The following is a 21,381-nucleotide window of genomic DNA, read 5'->3' on the forward strand; positions in this document are numbered from 1 at the left end:
CCGCGTCTATTGGTTAATTTGACTGCGCCACCATACATAACAACATTGCTGCACAACAAGGAATGCAAATGAAGAAACTGCTCCCCCTTCTCATCGGACTCAGCCTGGGCGGCTTTAGTACGATAAGCCAGGCCGAAAACCTGATGCAGGTCTATCAGCAAGCCAGGACAAGTAACCCGGACCTGCGCAAATCTGCTGCTGACCGGGATGCCGCATTCGAAAAAATCAACGAAAGCCGCAGTCCTTTATTACCGCAACTCGGATTGGGTGCGGACTACAATTATACCAATGGCTACCGTGATGCGAACGGCGTTAACAGCGATGTTGGCAGCGCCAGCCTGCAATTAACGCAGACCATCTTTGATATGTCAAAATGGCGCGCCCTGACACTGCAGGAAAAAACTGCCGGTATTCAGGATGTGTCTTATCAGACCGATCAGCAGGCGTTAATCCTGAATTCCGCGACGGCTTATTTCAACGTTTTGAGTGCGATCGATTCACTCTCTTATACCGAAGCGCAAAAACAGGCCATTTACCGTCAGTTAGATCAAACCACTCAGCGTTTTAATGTCGGTCTGGTTGCCATTACCGATGTGCAGAACGCCCGTTCACAATACGACACCGTATTGGCTAACGAAGTGACTGCCCGTAACAATCTGGATAACGCGCTGGAATCCCTGCGTCAGGTGACCGGTGTTTATTATCCGCAGCTCTCTTCCCTGAACGTTGATAACTTCAACACCACGCGTCCGCAGCCTGTGGCGACCTTGCTGAAAGAAGCTGAAAGCCGCAACCTGAGCTTGCTGTCTGCCCGCCTGTCACAGGATCTGGCCCGTGAGCAAATCCGTTATGCGGAAACCGGCCATATGCCAACCGTGGATCTGACCGCCTCTACCGGCATCAGCAACACCAAATACCACGGCGACAAAACCGGCGGTGCGTCAAGCTATCAGGATGCTGACGCCGGTCAGAACAAAGTGGGGCTGAGCTTCTCACTGCCACTGTACAGCGGCGGTTCTGTCACCTCACAGGTGAAACAGGCGCAGTACAACTTTGTCGGTTCCAGCGAACAGCTTGAAAGCGCGCACCGCAGCGTCGTGCAAACCGTGCGTTCTTCCTTCAATAACATCTCTGCCTCTATCAGCAGCATCAACGCTTACAAACAAGCCGTTGTTTCTGCTCAGAGTTCTTTAGATGCCATGGAAGCCGGTTATCAGGTGGGTACCCGTACCATCGTTGATGTGCTGGATGCGACTACCACGCTGTATAACGCCAAACAACAGCTTTCCAGCGCACGTTACACCTATCTGATTAACCAGCTGAACATCAAATCAGCGCTGGGGACACTGAACGAAAGTGATCTGCTGGCTCTGAATGGCGCACTGGGTAAACCTGTGCCAACCGCACCGGATCAGGTCGCGCCAGAAACGCCTGATCAGGATGCAGCAGCAGACGGTTACGGCAACAAAACGGCAGCAGCGCCAGCACCACGCGCGCAACAAGCCAGTGCAACGACCACAACCACCAAGAAAAACGGCAATCCTTTCCAGAACTGATCCTGAAAAGTCCCCGAATTTCCACGAAGGCAGCCTGCAAAGGCTGCTTTTTTTTGCCTCCGTCACGCCCCACTGTAAAGTCTCGTAACAATTGCCCGTCGCTGCTTTAACAATCACCCACTTTCCCCTATTCTTAGGCCCTACTGGGAAAGGGCAAAAAAGCCCTACACATGGGATAAGAACGATGAAACGGACACAACACGTTAACTTAGCTACCTTCCGTAAATCATGGCGTAGCTCTCGAATTACTCCTGTCGCTCTGGCCGTCAGCGCCGTCTTTATGCTGGCGGGCTGCGAGAAAACCGACGAAACCGTTTCTCTGTATCAGAATGCGGATGATTGCTCAAAAGCCAACCCTTCCGGCAGCGCACAATGTGTCGCCGCCTATGATGCAGCGAAACAGGAAGCGGCGAAAACCGCGCCTAAATATGCCAGCCGCGAAGACTGTGTCGCAGAATTCGGCGAAGGTCAGTGTACGCAGGCTCCTGCTCAGTCAGGCGTTGCGACGGCCGAAAACCAGAGCAGCGGTGGCAGCATGTGGATGCCGCTGATGGCAGGTTACATGATGGGCCGTATGATGAGCGGCGGTGCTTACGCGCAACAGCCGTTGTTCAGCTCAAAAAATCCAGCCAGCCCGGCGAACGGTAAATTTGTCGATGCGACCGGTAAAAACTACGGTCCGGCAACCGCGGGCGGCCGCACCATGAACGTGCCGAAAACCGCGATGGCCCCGAAACCGGCTGTGACCAACACCATCACCCGTGGCGGCTTTGGCGACAGCGTGGCAAAACAAACCTCAATGCAACGCACCTCGTCAGCGGCTACCCGCAGCCCTGGCCGCAGCATGGGTGGCTAAGAGACACCGATGAAACGTTTAGCCATTAATGAGCGCCCGGACTGGCGCGAAAAAGCCACGGAGTTTGGCTTCAATTTTCACACCATGTATGGCGAACCTTACTGGTGTGAAGATGCGCATTACCAGTTCACGCTGGCGCAGATTGAAGAGATTGAAGACGCGACAGCGGATATTCATCAGATGTGCCTGAAGGTCGTGGAACGTGTGGTGAATGACGACAAACTGATGGCGAAATTCCAGATCCCGAAACACGTCTGGGAATTTGTCCGCAGTTCATGGCGCACGCAACAGCCTTCCCTGTATTCGCGTCTGGATCTGGCCTATGACGGGGTTAACCCGCCTAAGTTGCTGGAAAATAACGCCGATACGCCGACGTCCTTGTACGAAGCCGCTTTCTTCCAGTGGCTGTGGCTGGAAGATCAAATCGCGGCGGGCAATTTGCCTCAGGATGCGGATCAGTACAACAGTCTGCAGGAAAAACTGATCGAGCGTTTTGCTGAACTGAAAAATCAGCACGGTTTCTCGTTACTGCATATCGCCTGCTGTCAGGACACCGAAGAAGATCGCGGTACCGTGCAATATTTGCAGGACTGCGCCCTGGAAGCGGAACTGGCCAGCGAATTCCTGTTTATCGAGGAAATCGGGCTGGGCGAGCGCGGACAATTCACCGATACGCAGGATCAGGTGATTTCGAATCTGTTCAAACTCTATCCGTGGGAATTCATGTTCCGCGAAGTGTTCGCCACCAAGCTGGAAGATGCCGGTGTTCGCTGGCTGGAACCAGCCTGGAAAGCCATTCTGTCGAACAAAGCCTTGCTGCCGCTGTTGTGGGAAATGTTCCCGGATCATCCGAATCTGTTACCGGCATATTTCGCCGAAGATCCGCATCCGGAGCTGGATCACTACGTCGTGAAGCCGTTGTTCTCACGCGAAGGCGCGAACATTAAGGTCATCGAAAAAGGTCAGGAAGTGGCCCGTGTGGATGGCCCGTATGGCGCGGAAGGCATGATCGTGCAGCAGTTCCACCCGCTGCCGGTGTTTGAAGGCAGTTACACCCTGATCGGCAGCTGGCTGGTCAACGATCAGCCTTGCGGCATCGGCATCCGTGAAGATAAGGCGCTGATCACGCAGGATCTGTCACGTTTCTATCCGCATACTATTGTCGGATAAAAAAACTAAAAAAGGATAATGAGAGCTTTCATTATCCTTTTTATTTCCGGATTACCCTACCTGAACCGACAGCATCGACAGCGATCCCATCACGATCCCGTCCGTTGGCTGTATGACCGGCTCGGCACCATCCCACGCACCTAAAACATACAACAAGGGCAGATAGTGATCCGGCGACGGATTCGATAACGCGCCGCCGTCATGTTCCATGAATTTCACCAGCGGATGGTCTTTCGCCTCACCCTTCCAGGTCAGATTCTCTTTCACAAATGTCTCGAAAGATGTCGCCCACGGATAAGCATCCGCGTCGCCGCCCCATTTCACCATACGCAGGTTATGCACCACGTTACCGCTGGCGACAATCATCACGCCTTCGTCACGCAGGGCCGCGAGTTTCCGGCCTAATTCATAGTGGTATTCCGGCGGCTGTGTGCCATCAATACTCAGCTGGATCACCGGAATATCGGCATCCGGATACATCTTGATCAACACACCCCAGGTCCCGTGATCAAAACCCCACTCGCCGGTGTCAGCCATCACATTCACCGGGCTGAGCAATTCCTGAACCCGTTTGGCCAGAGCCGGGGAACCCGGTGCCGGATAACGTTTATCAAACAGCGCCTGCGGGAAGCCACCAAAGTCATGAATGGTGCGCGGATTTTCCATCGCCGTGACCGCCGTACCGCGGGTAAACCAGTGCGCGGATACTGCCAGAATCGCTTTTGGCCGTGGCAATGTTTCGCCCAGCGTATGCCAGGCACGGGTGTAAATATTGTCTTCCAGCACGTTCATCGGGCTGCCGTGGCCTAAGAAAAGTGCGGGCATACGTTGAGTCGTCATCATGAATTCCTTACCGCAAAATAAAAATGAGCGTGCCGGTTAACCACCGGCCGCGTGATGTGATTACGGTACTCTTTTTGACGGGCGGTGACAGCCGGATAACCGTGAAGGAGATGTTCAGTAAATTTGATGAAGCAAATCAATGAAGGCGGGAGAGGTTTTTTTTGCAAAGACAAATTCCGGCAATAACAGGCGATAAAAAGCAAAAAGGCCGCATCAGCGACCTTTCTGTTATGCCCAACCGGTCATTCAGCTAGCCTGACGGGTTTGCGCCTGACGGTATGCCACCAGATCGGCGATGGTCACGACCGGCATCTTATGCTCACGGGCAAAAACGACCACTTCCGGCGCATGTGCCATGGTGCCATCGTCATTGGTCAGTTCGCACAGCACACCGAAAGGCCGCAGGCCCGCCAGTGTTGCCAGATCAACGGAAGCTTCTGTGTGACCGCCACGGGTCAGCACGCCACCAGCCTGCGCACGCAGCGGGAAAATATGCCCCGGACGGTTCAGATCGGAAGGTTTTGCACCCTCTTTGATTGCCGCGCGGATGGTGGTGATACGATCAGCGGCAGATACGCCGGTGGTCACGCCTTCTACCGCTTCAATGGTCACGGTGAATGGTGTCTGGAACGGGCTGGAGTTGTTCTCTACCATCATCGGCAGATCCAGCTGTTTACGGCTGTCTTCGTTCATGGTCAGGCACACAATGCCGCTGCCGTGGCGAATGGTCAGCGCCATTTGCTCAACGGTCATGTTTTCTGCGGCAAAGATTAAATCGCCTTCGTTTTCACGATCTTCGTCATCCAGCACCAACACACCCACGCCGTTACGCATGGCGTCAAGCGCACGCTCAACACGTTCAGCAGATGTACCGAATTCGGAAAGTAGGGTCTGATTCATGGTAAAAATAACCTCATGTTCTGTATGTGGATTACCAGAATCAGGGCGTCTTGAGGAGGCTAGCTGCGGCAGCCAGACGGCGTGCTACAGTTATAAAAAATAACGCAGCGGGCAATCTATGCCCGGCTTGAATCGTTACTCTCTCCCATCCGGACTTTAACCGTCGGCCCCGGAATTACACCGGATCTGCTGACCTCTAACCCCGAAGGATTGAGCGCTCGCGGGCTTCCACATAGAAGGGATTGTGATCCTTCCGATATTCCGTGGTTTACCGCCGGTGGGGACTTTCACCCCGCCCTGAGAATAAGCAAAGCAACTATAGCGCCAATAAATGAGCAGAGCAATCCTGTGGTTTGGCCAATTAGTGCCCCTGAAGGTTTATAGAAAGCGCGTCAGCGATTACACTAAGGAAAAGCACCTCCTTCGAGAAAAGGAAATAACATGATTGACCCGAAAAAAATTGAACAAATTGCCCGCCAGGTTCACGAGTCTATGCCTAAAGGGATCCGTGAGTTTGGTGAAGATGCCGAAAAGAAAATCCGTCAGGTATTGCAGGCGCAGTTCAGCCGTATGGATTTAGTCAATCGCGAAGAGTTTGACGTTCAGACCCAGGTTTTACTGCGTACCCGTGAAAAACTGGCTGTGCTGGAACAACGTCTGGCCGCGCTGGAAGCCAAACCGGCTGACGCGGAAAAACCGCAAGATCCGGCCTGAGTTCTCCTGGCAGCGGATACAGAAAAGGCCTGCTGAGCAGGCCTTTTTGCTGTCTGTGATCCTGTATACGGCCCGCGTTATTGCGCGCGCAGTACCGTTCTGGTGCGCGGCAGTAACAGCCACAATCCGGCAAACACCAGCACCGCGTACAGAGCCTTCCAGCCGACCATGGCCAGCAATCCACAGCACAATACTGCGCCCAGCATCGCCATCCATTTAGCCCGTCCCGTCAGGATCCTCGTCCCTGCCAGCATGCACAGCAGGTAGATCAGAATGAAAATGCCGTTGGCATAAGTGATCAATGCACCGAGCGGTAAATGCAGCCAGTAAATCAGCAACGTAAACAAGGCACAGCACCCCACCACCAGATTCAGCGCCGCCACCGGCACCTGCTGGGCCGAAAGTTGCGCCAGTTTACTTTTTGGTTTCAACTGAGCCTGCGACCACACCAGGCGGGCGAAACTCTGGGTGTAAATATTGACGCTGGCAAAACACGCCAGATAACCAATGATGCAGGCAACCCACAGTGCTTTTTGCCCGAAAAGCTGCACGACGATCCCCGGCAGTGACGCCCCGGCTTCGCGCCCTTCTCCCCACGCGTGGAATTTCAGCACCGCCACGGTACAGCCCCAGTACACCGCCCCCGCCACCAGCATGCCGATCAGCAAGGCACGCGGAAAATCACGTTCCGGATTACGGAATTCTGTCGCCAGATGCGCAAAGGCTTCCAGCCCGACAAAACACCAGAACATCACCGCCAGTGCGTCAAACAGGTTCGAGGGCGAAACGTCACGCACGGCAGGCAGCGGAATTTCCGGCAGAGAAATATCGCCTTTCCACCAGATCGCCACCACCAGCGCGACCACCAGCAAGGCAATGACTGTCTGAATATTGGCGCTGGAACCGGCACTGCGCGTGCCAAGGAACCAGATGACAAACAACGTACCGAGTTGCACCAGCAGCAGGTTTTCACTGCTCCAGCCGAAAGCCGCCTGCCAGAAACCGGCAGCGATATGCAACGCGGCGGGCAAGCCGACCGGGATCACCGACAGAAATAACCAGCCGGTGACCCGCGCCATATGCGGCCCGAACGCTTTACCCACGAAATGCGCCGCACCGCCCGCACTCGGGAAGTGCCGTCCAAGCGCGGCAAAACCGATGGCGATAGGAAACACCAGCAGGATCAGCACCGGCCACGCCCACAGACTGTCGTTTTGCGCCAGTTGCGCCGCCAGTGCAGGCACCGCGAAAACACCGGTCCCCAGTAATGAGGTTGAAAGCAGCCCGACGCCCTGCGCCAGACTCAGTTCCTGTTTTAATCCGCTCACGAGGGCGTCATGTCCATTTAGCGTTAATGTTAGAAAAATCAAAAAGAAAAGGGCTTATCAGATAAGCCCTTCGGTACAAATGACATGATTCACCCGGAGGAAATCAGTCCTGCGATTTAATCTGATTGATGATTTTGGTGGTGGATAAGCCATCTTCAAAATTCAGCACACGCACTTCGCCGCCATTCGCCCAGACTTCCTGACAACCGGCAATCTGTTCAGGCTTGTAGTCGCCGCCTTTCACCAGCAGATCCGGCAAGATCCCGGCGATCAGACGCTGCGGGGTATCTTCTTCAAAGGAGACCACCCAGTCGACCGCGCCCAGCGCGCCCAGCACGATCATGCGGTTTTGCAGCGCATTCACCGGGCGGGTTTCGCCTTTCAGACGTTTGGTTGACGCATCACTGTTAACGGCCACGATCAGACGGTCGCCGAGTTTGCGCGCATTCGCCAGATACGAGACGTGTCCCGCATGCAAAATGTCGAAGATGCCGTTGGTCATCACGACTTTCTCGCCGCGCTGACGTGCCATCGCCACAGCGGCTTTCAACTGTTCTTCATTCATCACGCCAAAACCGACGTCTGAACGCCCGCCGATGGCATTTTCCAGTTCAACCGGAGAAACGGTAGAAGTCCCGAGTTTACCGACCACCACACCGGCGGCGGCGTTGGCCAGGAAACAAGACTCTTCCAGCGTATTACCGGCAGCCAGCGCGGCGGCCAGCGTACCGATCACGGTGTCACCGGCCCCGGTGACGTCATACACTTCCTGCGCCTGCGTCGGCATATGGAATGGCGCTTTGCCCGGCTGCAACAAGGTCATACCGTGTTCGGAACGGGTCACCAGCAAGGCGGAAAGCTCAAAATCAGCAATCAGCTGCATACCGCGCGTCACGATTTCTTCTTCGTTTTTGCAACGGCCCACAACGGCTTCAAATTCGGACAGGTTCGGCGTCAGTAAGGTCGCACCACGATAACGTTCGAAATCCGAGCCTTTCGGATCGACCAGCACCGGCACACCGGCTTTTCTCGCCAGCTGGATCATTTTCTGTACTTCTGTCAGCGCGCCTTTGGCGTAGTCAGACAGCACCAGCGCGCCACTTTGCGGCAACGCCTGCTCGATTTTAGTCAGCATCGGCTGGAGATCGACGCCTTCAAAACCTTCTTCAAAGTCGAGGCGGATCAGTTGCTGGTTGCGGGACAAAATACGCAGTTTGGTGATGGTCGGATGCGTGGATAAGGCCACGAAATCGCAGTTTACTTTCACTTCCGCCAGACGCTCGCTCAGGGCGCGGGCGGCATCGTCCACACCGGTCAGACCAATCAGACGCGAAGAAGCACCGAGAGACGAAATGTTCATCGCCACGTTAGCGGCACCGCCAGGACGTTCCTCGATGGTGTTGACCTTCACGACTGGCACCGGCGCTTCCGGCGAAATGCGGTTGGTCGGGCCATACCAGTAGCGGTCTAACATTACGTCACCCACCACCAGCACACCGGCGCGGTGAAAATCAGGCAAAGTCACTTTCATCCCAAGACTCCAAAACAGATCAATCAAATCGGGTAAATACATTGCGCCGGATGATATCACAAGCGCCTGTTACCCGAATAAAAACCCTCAGCCCAGCCAGTTGGCCCAGCTGGCGCGGATTTGCGCACGCTCGGTGGCAAAACTGTCGGCGGCCACTTTGCCGCTGTGTTCCTGCAACGCCAGATGATGGATCTCATCGCGCAGCGTCACATAAGCCTGCGTCAGATGGCGTGCTTCCTCTTCCGGCATAATATCGTATTGCGCCATCAGCTCGAAAATCCGCACGTTATCCGACCAGCGTGTCAGCTTAGGCTCGTCGTGCGCGAAGCGTAAGACCAGATATTGTGCAATGAATTCAATATCGGTGATGCCACCGGGATCGGCTTTCAGGTCAAACTCGTCGGCTTTTTTACTGCCCAGATGCGCATACATTTTTTCGCGCATTTCGCGGACTTCCTTACGCAGCCCGTCACCGTCGCGCTGGCGGCAGAGAATATCCCGCCGCGTGGCGTTAAATTGCTGCGTCAGTTGCGGATCGCCGTAGACCACGCGCGCGCGCACCAGCGCCTGATGTTCCCAGGTCCAGGCTTCATTGGCCTGATAATCGGCAAAGGCTTCGATGGTGCTGACCAGCATGCCGGAAGCACCGGAAGGCCGCAGACGCGGATCGACTTCATAAAGGATGCCTGACGCGGTTCGGGTGCTGAATAAATGCATAATGCGCTGCGCCAGCCGCAGGTAGAACTGACGCCCGTCGATGACACGCTCGCCGTCGGTCATGACTTCCGGCGCACAGTCGAGCAGGAACACCAGATCCAGATCGGAACTGTAACCCAGTTCCCAGCCACCGAGCTTGCCGTAACCAATCACCGCAAAACCCCGCCCTTCACGCTGCTGAAGATGCGTCGGCTGGCCGTATTTCGCGACCATCTGTTCCCACGCCTGCTGTACCACCACGTCAAGAATGGCCTCCGCGAGATAGGTTAAATGGTCGCTGACTTTCATCACCGGCAGCGCCCCGGAAATATCCCCGGCGGCGATACGCAGATGCTGCGCCTGTTTGAACTGACGCACGGCCTCCAGCTGCTGCTCTTCGTCTTCCGTCGGCACCCGCATCAGATACTGACGCAGTTCGTCGCGGTAGGCGGTCAGTTCAACCGGCTGATAAAGCGTGCGCGGATCCAGTAATTCATCCAGCAATAAAGGATGCCGGGCAAGCTGACTGGCGACCATCGGCGAGGCCGCACAGAGGCGAATGAGCTGTTTGAGCGCGCCGGGATATTCCACCAGCAGCTCGATATAGGTGGTGCGCGTGACGATATTCAGCAGCAACTGCATCAGACGCTGCAACGTGACGTCGGCATTTTTATAGGTGCAGACCTGCGCCAGCAACCGCGGCATCAGCAAATCCAGCTGCTCGCGGCCACGCGGCCCGATAGTGCGTTTATCCACATCACGACGGAAATCGGCAATCTGCTGTAAAACATGCCGCAGCGCATTTTCATCCAGTTGCGGCACCAGCGGTGCCAGCTCGGCAGGTTCCAGTGCATCAATCCAGAGACTGCTGAACTGGGAAAGCTGCACATCGTCTTCGGCGTCCGGCGTGTCATCACCAATCAGATCGTTAAACACCGCACGCACCGCCTGCATATGCGCATTGACGGCATCCAGCAGCTGCGGCCAGTCGTCATAATTCATTCCCCACGCCAGCCGCGCCTGATTGAGTTCATCAGAGGGCAAGGTTTGGGTTTGTTCGTCTGCGATGGCCTGCAACAGATTTTCCAGACGACGCAGGAACAGATAACTGGTGCGCAGCTGCAACACCTGTTCAACCGGCAACAACCCCAGATTTTCCAGCGCCTGCAACGTCGGCAATAAAGCGCGTTGCTGCAATGCCGGTTCACGGCCACCCCGGATCAGCTGGAATACCTGCACGATAAATTCGATTTCGCGGATACCGCCCGCGCCGAGTTTGATGTTGTCCTTCAGACCACGGCGGCGCACCTCACGGGCGATCATGCCTTTCATGTTGCGCAGGGACTGGATCACGCTGAAATCGATATAGCGACGGAAAACAAAAGGCTTCAGCATTTTGCGCAGTTCCTGACTGGCGGGATCTTCCGCGCCGCCCATCAGCCGCGCCTTCACCATCGCGTAACGCTCCCAGTCGCGTCCCTGCTCCTGATAATAATCTTCCAGCGCCGGGAAACTCATCACCAGCGGACCGCTGTCGCCAAACGGACGCAAACGCATGTCCACGCGATAGACAAATCCGTCAATTGTCGGCTGATCCAGCGCTTTGATCAGCCGCTGGCCAAGACGGGTGAAAAACTGGGCATTGTCGAGTTCACGACGCCCGCCACGGGTCTGGCCATTTTCCGGATAGGCAAAAATCAGGTCGATATCGGAAGAGAAATTCAGTTCGCCGCCGCCCAGTTTGCCCATCCCGAGGATCAGCATTCTCTGCTCTTCGCCCGCCGCATTCACCGGCGTGCCGAACTCGCGACAGCAGGCGGCATACAGCCAGTCGCGGGCGCTGACGATCAGCAATTCCGCCAGTTCACTCAGCTGGTGCAAGGTGTCTTTGGCTTCGCTGGTTTGCGCCGACTGCGACCAGGCAATGCGGGTCAGAATACGGCGGCGGAACAGACGCAGCGCCTTCATCAGCCCGGCTTCGTCGGTCACTTGTGACAGCGATTCATCCAGCCACTGACGGTAAAGTTGCCACTCCTGCGCCTGAGGAGGATTTTGGTCGATTTCATGCCACCACTGCGGGAACGCCAGCACACTGTCCGTCACGAATTCACTGCTGCTCAGCACCGCCAGTTGGCTGTCGTCGGGCAGGGGCAGGTTTTCAGGATGTTCACGCCAGCGTTCAGACAAACTCTGCGCATGGCTTTGCAAAACAGGAGAAAGTGGCAACATGAAGTCAGATTCCTTGCAAAAAAAAGCCCGGGCAATTTGCCCAGGCTTATCAGTCAATTAACGAGGTTGTCCGTTTAACCAGAAGGCGTCCATCATCACGGCGTGAGAACGGGCCGAATCCTCCCAGGCGTGCTGCTGCTGGACGATAGCCTGCTGCAGATCGACCCAGCCCGCGATATAGGTCGCGACATCTTTGTCCGGATAAGCACCGGCCAGCAGATGGAAGGTAATGATCTGACGTTTCAGGCGTGCCAGTTGGTCACGATAACCTTCTTCGGTCAGCGGCTGCGCGAAGGCATCTTTCAGATCAGCGGCAGTACGGCCCAGCATGATGTCAGCGAAACGCTTGAAGGAACCTTCCAGTTTTTTCGCCGATTTGTCGTCAATGAACGGCGTCCAGCCTGACGTTGCCAGCCATGAAGTAAGCACTAACTTGCATTTCAGATACGCCGCGCTGTAACAAATTTCCTGCGCATCCGCAGATTTCTGTTCCAGCACCGGCACCAGATCGGTCAGCAAGGTACGCAGTTCAGAAGACGCTTTACGCGGCACCAGTCCGCCGAACAGCACCAGAACCTGACGCACGGTTTCTACCGCCTGCAACACCGTCAGACGCGCCGTTTTATCGCCGCGCACCCACAATTCTTCATGATATTGCCAGTGATCCAATGCCAGTTCGAACATCGCAGACATGGCCTGTTCAACCGTGGCTTTTGGCTGCGCTTTAAACACCGGCAGCGGTTTAATTTCGCGCGCAGGATTGCCCTTCGCCAGATGATAGCCGCGGGCCGCTTTGCTGAATCCGCCCTGACGCAAACCACCATGAACACCTATTTCAGCCGCCAGCGCCAGCAAATCGGCGGTGTTGCCTTTTTTCAGCTCAAGCTCGATTTCGGCCAGCGCTTCGGTCAGTTCACCGGCGACCACTTCGCCCTGATCTAACCCCAGTTCAATCTCGCTTTCACCGTAAGTGATCACCCACTTCTCGCGGGTGAAATCCGTGCGGAACAGCGGTGCGAGTTCTTTCTGTAACGCGGCAGGCTTGCAACCTTCCGGCCAGATATCTTTCGGGAACGCGCTGAGTTTCAGCACCGGCTTTTTCAGCTCAACGTTATATTCCGGACGCTGATGCAGGCCACCCACCACTTTGCCGCCGGTTTTGATGGTCATTTCATATTGATCGTCAAAACCACGGATACGCAGACCGATGTCGTGGGAACGTAAATAGTTATCCGCAGTCTCAAAATAGATGTTGGTCAGTTTCGAAGGCGCGGTGTGCTCGCTGTTAAATCCAGCGAGTTGCGAAGGTAATTCGGCGATTGCCGCCGGGGTGGCGATAAATTTTAATTCTATTTCTACGGTCATATGAGTCTTCACACCGATTCTTTGCTGCCAAAAGGGATTAACGCGTCGCTGCAATTCTATCATAAGCACAGCGCGCAAGCCGCATGTTGCGGGATTGTAAGATAGTTCTCATTCCGGTTTATACATTGCGTCGTCACACTGTTGCCCTTACTATCGGTCTCCGAACTTTTAGTACCTATATGAGTGCAATGGCCGGACAGAGGCGGTTGCCAGAAGACGTATCCTGATAAAACGGATCCACACTTCACGTTCCCTCATTCACAAAGAAACGATGAAATAATGCAGAAATTACGCCTAATTGGTTTCGCTTTGCTTGGTTTAAGCATCACATGGGGCGCTCACGCTGATGAGAAGCGCTATATCTCCGACGATTTGATCACCTATATCCACAGCGGTCCGGGTAATCAGTATCGTATTGTTGGCACCCTGAATGCCGGTGAAGAAGTGACCCTGCGCAGTGTTAACGACAGCACGAAATACGGTGAAATCATTGATTCAAAAGGGAAAACCGCCTGGATCCCGCTTGATCAGTTAAGCAATGTGCCGAGCCTGCGTACCCGCGTTCCGGATCTGGAACAACAGGTGAAAACGCTGACCGACAAGCTGACCAATATCGATTCCAGCTGGAACCAGCGCACGGCAGAAATGCAGGGCAAAGTCTCTTCCAGTGACGGCATCATCAACGGCCTGAAAAAAGAAAATCAGGACCTGAAAAACCAGCTGATCGTGGCCAAAAAGAAAGTCGACGCCGTGAACGTTCAGCTTGATGACAAGCAAAGAACCATTATTTTGCAATGGTTTATGTATGGTGGCGGTGTGGCAGGCGTCGGTCTGGTTCTGGGTCTGCTATTGCCACATCTGGTTCCGCGTCGCAGGAAAAAAGATCGCTGGATGAGCTGAAGTTCACCCTCCTGAATCATACCCTAAGGCACTTCGGTGCCTTTTCGTGTTTCCATCAATCGGGAAATCTTCAGCGCAACTTTGCTATGATGAAAACAGAGTCCCTTGGCTAATTTCAGGAGTTATCGCGTGGAGATTTACCTGGTCGGCGGCGCAGTCCGAGACAGTTTATTAAACCTGCCTGTGTCTGAACACGATTGGGTGGTGGTGGGCGCGACGCCTGAATACATGCTGGAAAACGGCTATCAGCAGGTCGGCAAAGATTTCCCGGTTTTCCTGCATCCCCGTACCCGCGATGAATATGCCCTGGCGCGTACCGAGCGCAAATCAGGTTCCGGTTACAACGGTTTTACCTGTTACGCCGCGCCGGATGTCACGCTGGAACAAGATCTGATGCGCCGTGATCTGACCATCAATGCCATCGCCCGCAGCAAAGACGGCGAACTTGTCGACCCGTATCACGGACAGCGCGATATCGAACAACGCCTGTTACGTCACGTTTCCGATGCGTTCGGCGAAGATCCCCTGCGCGTGCTGCGCGTTGCCCGTTTTGCTGCCCGCTTCGCACATTTAGGTTTCACGGTCGCGCCGGAAACCCGGACGCTGATGCAGCAGATGGCGGAAAGCGGTGAACTCGAAGCCCTGACGCCGGAGCGCGTATGGAAAGAAACCGAGAAGGCGTTGCAGACGCAGGATCCTCAGGTCTTTTTCCAGGTGCTGCGCGACTGCGGTGCCCTGAAAGTCTTGTTCCCTGAAATCGATGCATTATTTGGCGTGCCTGCGCCGGAGAAATGGCATCCGGAAATTGATACCGGTATCCATACGCTGATGACGCTGAAAATTGCCAGTACGCTGACGCCCGATGTGGATGTGCGTTTTTCGGCGCTTTGTCATGATTTGGGTAAGGCGCTGACGCCGCCGCAATTCTGGCCTGCCCATCACGGCCACGGCCCGGCGGGCGTAAAACTGGTGGAAAATATCTGCCAGCGTCTGAAAGTACCGACGCATATCCGCGATTTAGCGAAACTGGTGGCGGAGTTCCATGACCTGATCCACACCGTCAATAAACTACGTCCGGAAACCCTGTTAAAGCTGTTTGATACCATTGATGTCTGGCGCAAACCGCAGCGCCTTGAACAGATGATCATGACCAGCGAAGCCGATGCGCGCGGGCGCACCACCTTTGAAAATAATCCCTATCCGCAGGGCGATTATCTGCGGGAAGCCTTTGAGGTAGCGAACAGCATTGGCAATAAAGAAGTGCTGGATGACGGTTTCCAGGGCATCGCTATCCGCGATGAACTGAAGAAACGCCGCATTCAGGCACTCGCCGACTGGAAACAGAAACAGGACGTGGCGATTTAACGCTGACGTTTGCCTGATCAAAAAAGCCCCGCACGGTCATTCGCCGGCGGGGCTTTTTTATCGCATCAGGAAACACCTGTCAGGCGATAAACACCACATAGACGGCGATCGCCACGAAGAAGCGGTAAATCGCAAACGGGATAAACGAAATGCGTTTAATCACCGCCAGGAAGGTTTTGATAGCAATTAGGGCAACGATAAATGCGCTGATAAAACCGGTGGCGAACATCGGCAAATCAGCCAGCGTCAGGAAGCTGTAGCTCTTGTATAAGTCCAGCGCTGTGGCACCCATCATCATCGGCACGGCCAGCAGGAAGGAGAATTCAGACGCGGCAAAACGGCTGATCCCCATTAACATCCCGCCACTGATGGTGGCACCTGAACGGGAAAATCCCGGCCAGAGCGCCAGACACTGGAACACACCGATCATAAACGCCTGCAGGTAGCTGATATCATCCAGCCCCTCGGCACGCGGTTTCTTCGGCTTCAGCAGCTCAGCGGCAATCAGTAACACCCCGCCGACCACCAGCGAATACATCACAAACTTTGGTTCAAACAACGACTTAATTTGCGAATGAAACAGCAAGCCGATGACGGTGGCCGGGATCATTCCCAGAATAATATGCAGTAAATTCAACCGGCGGGAACCTGTTCCTTCATGCACCGGCGGCTTGCCAAAATGCAGGCCAATCATGCTGAACAGACGACGCCAGAACATCACCACCACAGCCAGAATCGATCCTAACTGAATGACCACTTCAAATGATTTTGAGGTATCTCCGGTGAAGCCCAGGAGATTGCCCGCAATGATCAGATGCCCCGTAGAAGAGACTGGCAAAAACTCTGTCAGCCCCTCAACCACCCCTAAAATAGCCGCAACAAGTAAAGAATGACTTTCAACAATCATTACCGCACCCTACCCTGTTAAATATCCGCTGATGGGAAAACATGCTCAAAATAAAGACAACAAAAAAGCGGCATCCCACATAGCCGCTCCGTTAAAGAAAGGCCGAAAATCCGGACTTTCCTTTTTAACGCTTCTTTATGACATTAAATAGACAAGCATTTTCTAAATTGTATCCATCACAGGATTAAAAACGTTTTCCACGCTCGATGATCACACCCACATTTGCCGCCTGCGCCACAGCGCCCGGTTTGCTGAGTTTGATGCGTACCCATGGCGAATTAAAGCGGCTCAGAAGCAGCGTGGCGACCTCTTCAGCGACGCGTTCCACCAGCGCGAAGTTCTGTGAGGCGACGTGTTCAATCACTGCATCACTGACGTCAGCATAGCTTAAACAGTCATTCACATCGTCGCTGGCAGCGGACTTACGGTTATCCCAGGCCATTTCGATATCGAATACCAGTTTCTGTTTAATGGTCTGTTCCCACTCGTAAGCGCCAATGGTGGTGATTACATTTAGTTGCTCAATAAATACGATATCCATCACGCGATTCTCTGTTTTTGGCCCAGCCGGATACCACTTCCAGCAGAAAATGCGTATTATCCATGGATGTTGCGATTAAAACGACCCTTATTAGACGGAACGGCTTTATGAGTGCTACCGCGCTTGGAATGATTATTTTCGCCTACCTTTGCGGCTCGATTTCCAGTGCGATTCTGGTCTGCCGGGTAGCCCGCTTACCTGATCCGCGCACCGCGGGGTCCGGTAATCCTGGTGCCACTAACGTTTTGCGTCTGGGTGGCCGGCTGGCCGCAGCGGCCGTTCTGATTTTCGATGTGCTCAAAGGTATGCTGCCGGTCTGGCTGGCGTATCGCCTGAACATCCCGCCGATGTACCTTGGCCTGACAGCCATCGCGGCGTGTCTCGGTCACATCTATCCGGTCTTTTTCCGCTTTAAAGGCGGCAAAGGCGTTGCCACAGCCTTCGGTGCCATCGCCCCTATCGGCTGGGACTTAACCGGCCTGATGACCGGTACATGGCTGCTGACCGTGCTGCTCAGCGGTTACTCTTCTCTGGGCGCGATTGTCAGCGCGCTGATTGCGCCATTTTATGTCTGGTGGTTCAAACCGGAGTTCACCTTCCCGGTCGCCATGCTTTCCTGTCTGATCCTGTTACGCCATCACGACAATATTCAGCGTCTGTGGCGTGGGCAGGAAGGAAAAATCTGGGACAAACTGAAGAAGAAACGTAAAGCGGCGAAAGAAGATAAGACCGAATAACCGGTACATTCAGACAAAAAACGACCTCATATGGGTCGTTTTTTTATTGTTTTTTTTAACTCAGCCAGCCTGGCTGAGCGGGAGCGAGACAAGGCGTCAGGAGACCTGAAAGCGCAGCATACTCAAGTATGTGAGCATTTCGGGTCGACGCAGCAACGCAGTCGCAGCCCCGCTCAGACTGGCGGAAGCCTGACTCAAACTGGCGGAAGCTCCGCAAGAGGCCAGCGCGGACGTACTGTCACACCCAGTTCAGGGGTGCCACCACTTTTCAACCGCACCATGCCCGCATAGGCGATCATCGCGCCGTTATCGGTACAAAATTCAGGACGCGCATAAAATACCTGACCGCCGCGTTTCGCCATCACTTCCGCCAGTTTGGCGCGTAATGTGCGATTGGCGCTGACGCCACCGGCCATCACCAGCTGTTTAAAACCCGTCTGATCCAGTGCGCGTTTGCATTTAATCGCCAGCGTATCCACCACCGCATCTTCAAAAGCGCGGGCAATGTCGGCATGCGTCTGCGGGTCGCTGTCATTGCCACGAATGGTATTGGCTGCAAACGTTTTAAGGCCGGAGAAACTAAAATCCAGCCCCGGACGGTCTGTCATCGGACGCGGGAAGGTAAAACGTCCTGCTACGCCCTGAGCGGCCATTTTTGACAGCAACGGACCACCGGGATAATCCAGACCCAATAATTTCGCTGTCTTATCAAAGGCTTCACCAGCGGCGTCATCAATCGACTCCCCAAGCAAGGTGTATTCACCAATGCCGGTAACGCTGATTAACTGCGTATGCCCACCGGAGACCAGCAGCGCGACAAACGGGAAATCTGGCGGATTATCTTCCAGCATCGGAGCCAGTAAATGGCCTTCCATATGATGCACCGGCACCGCAGGCACATCCCAGGCAAAAGCTAACGACCGGCCGATGGTTGCGCCCACCAGCAATGCGCCAACCAGACCGGGACCGGCGGTATACGCCACGCCATCGATGTCCTGAGCGGTCAGCCCGGCTTCTTTCAGCGCGGCCTGAATCAAGGGTACTGTTTTACGCACGTGATCACGCGATGCCAGTTCAGGCACCACACCGCCGTAATCTGCATGCAGTTTTACCTGACTATACAGTTGGTTGGCTAATAAACCGGCTTCGCTGTCATAAACTGCAATTCCGGTTTCATCGCAGGACGTTTCAATACCCAGTACTCGCATCACTCTATCCATCATGTTTTCGCGCTAACTCGCGGCGCGCAGTTTAGCACACAAGCCTCGGCGCGTGCTGCACCGGAGTGGGAATTCCTTGCTTCCCGGGCCAATTAATGTCGAGCAATTTCGATTGATTGGTATATAATCGCCGCCCGACGCAAAAGCGAGCGCACAATGTTGCAGAAGGGTTGCAGATAGCGCCTGTTTCAATTTGCCGTTATGCTTTACAAGACGACGCGAATTGGAGTAAAATTCCGCACCATTTTGAAATGTGCTGGTACAACATCAGCAAACAAACCGATTTTATCGAGGTGAGAGGCACATGCCTGTAATTAAAGTACGTGAAAACGAGCCGTTCGACGTAGCTCTGCGTCGCTTCAAGCGTTCCTGCGAAAAAGCAGGTGTTCTGGCAGAAGTTCGTCGTCGTGAATTCTATGAAAAACCGACTACCGAACGTAAACGCGCTAAAGCATCTGCAGTAAAACGCCACGCCAAGAAACTGGCTCGCGAAAACGCACGCCGCACTCGTCTGTATTAATCTTCGGGGGCAACCCCAAATCGCGTGATTTGCAATATTAAGAACGCGCAGACTGCGTAGTAGCATACGAAGGCCGTGCTTTCCGAAAGGAATGCGCGGCTTGTTCTCGTTTATAGGCTAGTGAGTAAGGGGCTTATGGCTGGGAGAATTCCGCGCGTATTTATCAATGACTTGCTGGCTCGCATCGATATCGTCGATCTGATCGACGCCCGGGTAAAGCTCAAGAAACAGGGTAAAAACTATCACGCGTGCTGCCCTTTCCACCATGAGAAAACACCCTCATTTACCGTAAATGGCGATAAGCAGTTTTATCACTGTTTCGGCTGTGGTGCCCACGGCAATGCCGTCGATTTCCTGATGAACTATGACAGACTTGAGTTTGTCGAAAGCATTGAGGAACTGGCGACAATGCAGGGTCTGGAAGTGCCGTATGAAGCAGGCACCGGTCCAAGCCAGATGGAGCGTCATCAGCGTCAAAGCCTCTACCAGTTGATGGCACCGCTCAGCGAGTTCTATCAGCAATCACTTAAACAGCCTGCAGGTGCCCCCGCACGGGATTATCTTGCCCGGCGTGGTTTGAGTGAAGACGTCATCAATCACTTCGCTATCGGTTTCGCCCCACCGGGTTGGGACAACGCATTAAAGCGTTTCGGTAAAAATGCCGATGATAAAGCGTCCCTGATCGATGCCGGTATGTTGGTCACCAATGACAATGGCCGCAGCTACGATCGTTTCCGCGAACGGGTAATGTTCCCGATCCGCGATAAACGTGGCCGCGTAATTGCCTTTGGCGGCAGGGTGTTGGGTGACGGTACGCCGAAATACCTCAACTCACCGGAAACCGAAATTTTCCATAAAGGCCGCCAGTTGTATGGCCTGTATGAAGCACAGTTAAAGCACCCGACACCGGCGCGTTTGCTGGTGGTTGAAGGGTATATGGATGTTGTCGCTCTGGCGCAGTTCGGCATTGATTACGCCGTTGCCTCACTGGGCACGTCCACGACAGCCGATCATATTCAGCTGATGTTCCGCAGTACGGATAACGTCGTGTGTTGTTACGACGGCGACCGCGCGGGACGTGAAGCCGCATGGCGCGCACTGGAAACGGCCTTGCCGTATCTCAATGATGGCCGTCAGCTGCGATTTATGTTTTTACCCGACGGCGAAGATCCGGACACGCTGGTACGTAAAGAAGGCAAAGAAGCATTCGAACAACGGATGGAACAGGCGATGCCGCTGTCCACTTTCCTGTTTGATTCGCTGATGCCGCAGGTTGATTTGAGCAGCCCTGACGGGCGCACCAAATTGAGCATGCTGGCATTGCCGCTGATCCGCCAGGTTCCCGGTGAAACGTTACGGATGTATTTGCGTCAACAGTTAGGGAATAAGCTCGGCATTTTAGATGACAGCCAGTTGGAAAAGCTGATGCCTAAACAGGCAGAAAGTAGCAATGTCTATCAGGCGCCCCAGCTAAAACGCACAACCATGCGTATACTTATAGGGTTACTGGTGCAAAATCCACAACTGGCTACACTTATACCCTCGCTGCAAGGTTTGGAGCAAGCGAAGCAACCAGGATTGGATCTGTTCAGCGAGTTAGTGACCACTTGCTTAGCCCAGCCGGGGCTGACCACAGGCCAGTTACTGGAGCTGTATCGCGACAATAAGTTCTACCAACAGCTTGAAACTCTGGCGACATGGAACCACATGATCGTAGAGGACATGGTCGAAGAGGAATTTCGTGCCACGTTAGCCAGCCTGTATGACTCTATTTTAGAGCAGCGGCTAGAAACCTTGATTGCCAAAGCCAGGACGCACGGCCTGAGTCCCGAGGAACGAACCGAAGTCAGTTCCCTGAATCAGGTGTTAGCGAGAAAAAGTTAAAATTTCATAACAAGAACATAATTTATCCCAAATGATTCGAGTTGCAGGAAGGCGGCCAACGCATCTACGGCTCGAAGTATGACGGGTAAAACAGAAAACACGGCTTAAGTGCCGATAAA

18 protein-coding genes and 1 riboswitch are annotated in these 21,381 nt (G+C 54.2%); of the genes, 9 read left to right on the top strand and 9 right to left on the bottom strand.

All coding sequences use genetic code 11. The annotated features are described in order from the left end of the window. Positions 1-68 precede the first annotated feature (68 nt). The 3 genes from tolC to EDF78_RS14070 all read left to right on the top strand — a co-directional run bounded on the left by tolC (position 69) and on the right by EDF78_RS14070 (position 3,582). Complete coding sequence (gene tolC / locus EDF78_RS14060) at positions 69-1,556, top strand: outer membrane channel protein TolC (protein WP_095923554.1); 1,488 nt, start codon at positions 69-71, stop codon at positions 1,554-1,556. Positions 1,557-1,740: 184 nt separating this feature from the next. Beyond that, the gene (locus EDF78_RS14065) at positions 1,741-2,412 is read left to right on the top strand and encodes a DUF1190 family protein (protein ID WP_095923555.1); all 672 of its coding nucleotides are present in this window, start codon (positions 1,741-1,743) and stop codon (positions 2,410-2,412) included. Positions 2,413-2,421: 9 nt separating this feature from the next. Continuing rightward, positions 2,422-3,582, top strand: coding sequence for a glutathionylspermidine synthase family protein (locus tag EDF78_RS14070; protein ID WP_119823282.1), 1,161 nt, complete (start codon positions 2,422-2,424; stop codon positions 3,580-3,582). 51 nt (positions 3,583-3,633) lie between these two features. On the opposite strand, the gene ygiD is transcribed toward EDF78_RS14070, so the two are convergent. Continuing rightward, complete coding sequence (ygiD, locus tag EDF78_RS14075; protein WP_133823323.1) at positions 3,634-4,422, bottom strand: 4,5-DOPA dioxygenase extradiol; 789 nt, start codon at positions 4,420-4,422, stop codon at positions 3,634-3,636. A 249-nt stretch (positions 4,423-4,671) separates the two neighbouring features. Then, a complete protein-coding gene (gene ribB / locus EDF78_RS14085; RefSeq protein ID WP_119823286.1) occupies positions 4,672-5,325 on the bottom strand; it encodes a 3,4-dihydroxy-2-butanone-4-phosphate synthase in 654 nt (217 codons plus the stop codon). Positions 5,326-5,458: 133 nt separating this feature from the next. After that, a riboswitch (FMN riboswitch) is annotated at positions 5,459-5,634 on the bottom strand. 132 nt (positions 5,635-5,766) lie between these two features. Between ribB and EDF78_RS14090 the strand changes: the two genes are divergently transcribed. Beyond that, complete coding sequence (locus EDF78_RS14090; protein ID WP_119823288.1) at positions 5,767-6,039, top strand: accessory factor UbiK family protein; 273 nt, start codon at positions 5,767-5,769, stop codon at positions 6,037-6,039. Between the two features lie 77 nt (positions 6,040-6,116). Here EDF78_RS14090 and yjeH read toward each other — a convergent pair whose 3' ends face one another. The 4 genes from yjeH to EDF78_RS14110 form a co-directional block, all read right to left on the bottom strand. After that, positions 6,117-7,367, bottom strand: a complete 1,251-nt coding sequence (yjeH, locus tag EDF78_RS14095; protein WP_095923560.1) for an L-methionine/branched-chain amino acid transporter — start codon at positions 7,365-7,367, stop codon at positions 6,117-6,119. A 103-nt stretch (positions 7,368-7,470) separates the two neighbouring features. Then, positions 7,471-8,898, bottom strand: a complete 1,428-nt coding sequence (hldE, locus tag EDF78_RS14100; RefSeq protein WP_095925217.1) for a bifunctional D-glycero-beta-D-manno-heptose-7-phosphate kinase/D-glycero-beta-D-manno-heptose 1-phosphate adenylyltransferase HldE — start codon at positions 8,896-8,898, stop codon at positions 7,471-7,473. Between the two features lie 87 nt (positions 8,899-8,985). Beyond that, entirely contained in the window at positions 8,986-11,823 is a 2,838-nt protein-coding gene (gene glnE / locus EDF78_RS14105; RefSeq protein ID WP_119823290.1) for a bifunctional [glutamate--ammonia ligase]-adenylyl-L-tyrosine phosphorylase/[glutamate--ammonia-ligase] adenylyltransferase, read from the bottom strand. Between the two features lie 57 nt (positions 11,824-11,880). After that, complete coding sequence (locus EDF78_RS14110; RefSeq protein ID WP_133823324.1) at positions 11,881-13,188, bottom strand: inorganic triphosphatase; 1,308 nt, start codon at positions 13,186-13,188, stop codon at positions 11,881-11,883. A gap of 279 nt (positions 13,189-13,467) precedes the next feature. Between EDF78_RS14110 and EDF78_RS14115 the strand changes: the two genes are divergently transcribed. Together EDF78_RS14115 and EDF78_RS14120 are read left to right on the top strand one after the other, a co-directional pair. Continuing rightward, positions 13,468-14,088 (top strand): TIGR04211 family SH3 domain-containing protein, encoded by a 621-nt coding sequence (locus EDF78_RS14115; protein WP_095923563.1) that lies wholly within the window; start codon positions 13,468-13,470, stop codon positions 14,086-14,088. 129 nt (positions 14,089-14,217) lie between these two features. Next, a complete protein-coding gene (locus EDF78_RS14120; RefSeq protein WP_133823325.1) occupies positions 14,218-15,453 on the top strand; it encodes a multifunctional CCA addition/repair protein in 1,236 nt (411 codons plus the stop codon). A gap of 79 nt (positions 15,454-15,532) precedes the next feature. On the opposite strand, the gene bacA is transcribed toward EDF78_RS14120, so the two are convergent. After that, positions 15,533-16,357, bottom strand: coding sequence for an undecaprenyl-diphosphate phosphatase (gene bacA / locus EDF78_RS14125; protein ID WP_133823377.1), 825 nt, complete (start codon positions 16,355-16,357; stop codon positions 15,533-15,535). Between the two features lie 187 nt (positions 16,358-16,544). After that, positions 16,545-16,901, bottom strand: coding sequence for a bifunctional dihydroneopterin aldolase/7,8-dihydroneopterin epimerase (folB, locus tag EDF78_RS14130; RefSeq protein WP_095923565.1), 357 nt, complete (start codon positions 16,899-16,901; stop codon positions 16,545-16,547). Between the two features lie 107 nt (positions 16,902-17,008). On the opposite strand from folB, the gene plsY reads away from it, so the two are divergent. Then, entirely contained in the window at positions 17,009-17,638 is a 630-nt protein-coding gene (gene plsY / locus EDF78_RS14135) for a glycerol-3-phosphate 1-O-acyltransferase PlsY (protein WP_112152105.1), read from the top strand. Between the two features lie 194 nt (positions 17,639-17,832). Here plsY and tsaD read toward each other — a convergent pair whose 3' ends face one another. Beyond that, on the bottom strand, positions 17,833-18,846 hold the full coding sequence (tsaD, locus tag EDF78_RS14140; RefSeq protein WP_095923567.1) for a tRNA (adenosine(37)-N6)-threonylcarbamoyltransferase complex transferase subunit TsaD: 1,014 nt from the start codon (positions 18,844-18,846) through the stop codon (positions 17,833-17,835). A 316-nt stretch (positions 18,847-19,162) separates the two neighbouring features. On the opposite strand from tsaD, the gene rpsU reads away from it, so the two are divergent. Next, positions 19,163-19,378: a 30S ribosomal protein S21 gene (gene rpsU, locus EDF78_RS14145; RefSeq protein WP_001144069.1), complete on the top strand. Its 216-nt coding sequence runs from the start codon at positions 19,163-19,165 to the stop codon at positions 19,376-19,378. 135 nt (positions 19,379-19,513) lie between these two features. Continuing rightward, positions 19,514-21,262: a DNA primase gene (gene dnaG / locus EDF78_RS14150; protein WP_119823298.1), complete on the top strand. Its 1,749-nt coding sequence runs from the start codon at positions 19,514-19,516 to the stop codon at positions 21,260-21,262. The last annotated feature ends 119 nt before the right edge of the window (positions 21,263-21,381 follow it).

This window comes from Rahnella sp. BIGb0236, from assembly GCF_004364755.1.
Classification (GTDB): domain Bacteria; phylum Pseudomonadota; class Gammaproteobacteria; order Enterobacterales; family Enterobacteriaceae; genus Rahnella; species Rahnella victoriana.

What these genes read in the sequence shown, in the direction of transcription:
- glnE (WP_119823290.1), bottom strand. Translation starts at nt 11,823, where the DNA reads ATGTTGCCACTTTCTCCTGTTTTGCAAAGCCATGCGCAGAGTTTGTCT.
- ribB (WP_119823286.1), bottom strand. Translation starts at nt 5,325, where the DNA reads ATGAATCAGACCCTACTTTCCGAATTCGGTACATCTGCTGAACGTGTT.
- EDF78_RS14070 (WP_119823282.1), top strand. Translation starts at nt 2,422, where the DNA reads ATGAAACGTTTAGCCATTAATGAGCGCCCGGACTGGCGCGAAAAAGCC.
- rpsU (WP_001144069.1), top strand. Translation starts at nt 19,163, where the DNA reads ATGCCTGTAATTAAAGTACGTGAAAACGAGCCGTTCGACGTAGCTCTG.
- EDF78_RS14115 (WP_095923563.1), top strand. Translation starts at nt 13,468, where the DNA reads ATGCAGAAATTACGCCTAATTGGTTTCGCTTTGCTTGGTTTAAGCATC.
- ygiD (WP_133823323.1), bottom strand. Translation starts at nt 4,422, where the DNA reads ATGACGACTCAACGTATGCCCGCACTTTTCTTAGGCCACGGCAGCCCG.
- folB (WP_095923565.1), bottom strand. Translation starts at nt 16,901, where the DNA reads ATGGATATCGTATTTATTGAGCAACTAAATGTAATCACCACCATTGGC.
- EDF78_RS14090 (WP_119823288.1), top strand. Translation starts at nt 5,767, where the DNA reads ATGATTGACCCGAAAAAAATTGAACAAATTGCCCGCCAGGTTCACGAG.
- EDF78_RS14065 (WP_095923555.1), top strand. Translation starts at nt 1,741, where the DNA reads ATGAAACGGACACAACACGTTAACTTAGCTACCTTCCGTAAATCATGG.
- dnaG (WP_119823298.1), top strand. Translation starts at nt 19,514, where the DNA reads ATGGCTGGGAGAATTCCGCGCGTATTTATCAATGACTTGCTGGCTCGC.
- tolC (WP_095923554.1), top strand. Translation starts at nt 69, where the DNA reads ATGAAGAAACTGCTCCCCCTTCTCATCGGACTCAGCCTGGGCGGCTTT.
- plsY (WP_112152105.1), top strand. Translation starts at nt 17,009, where the DNA reads ATGAGTGCTACCGCGCTTGGAATGATTATTTTCGCCTACCTTTGCGGC.
- hldE (WP_095925217.1), bottom strand. Translation starts at nt 8,898, where the DNA reads ATGAAAGTGACTTTGCCTGATTTTCACCGCGCCGGTGTGCTGGTGGTG.
- tsaD (WP_095923567.1), bottom strand. Translation starts at nt 18,846, where the DNA reads ATGCGAGTACTGGGTATTGAAACGTCCTGCGATGAAACCGGAATTGCA.
- EDF78_RS14110 (WP_133823324.1), bottom strand. Translation starts at nt 13,188, where the DNA reads ATGACCGTAGAAATAGAATTAAAATTTATCGCCACCCCGGCGGCAATC.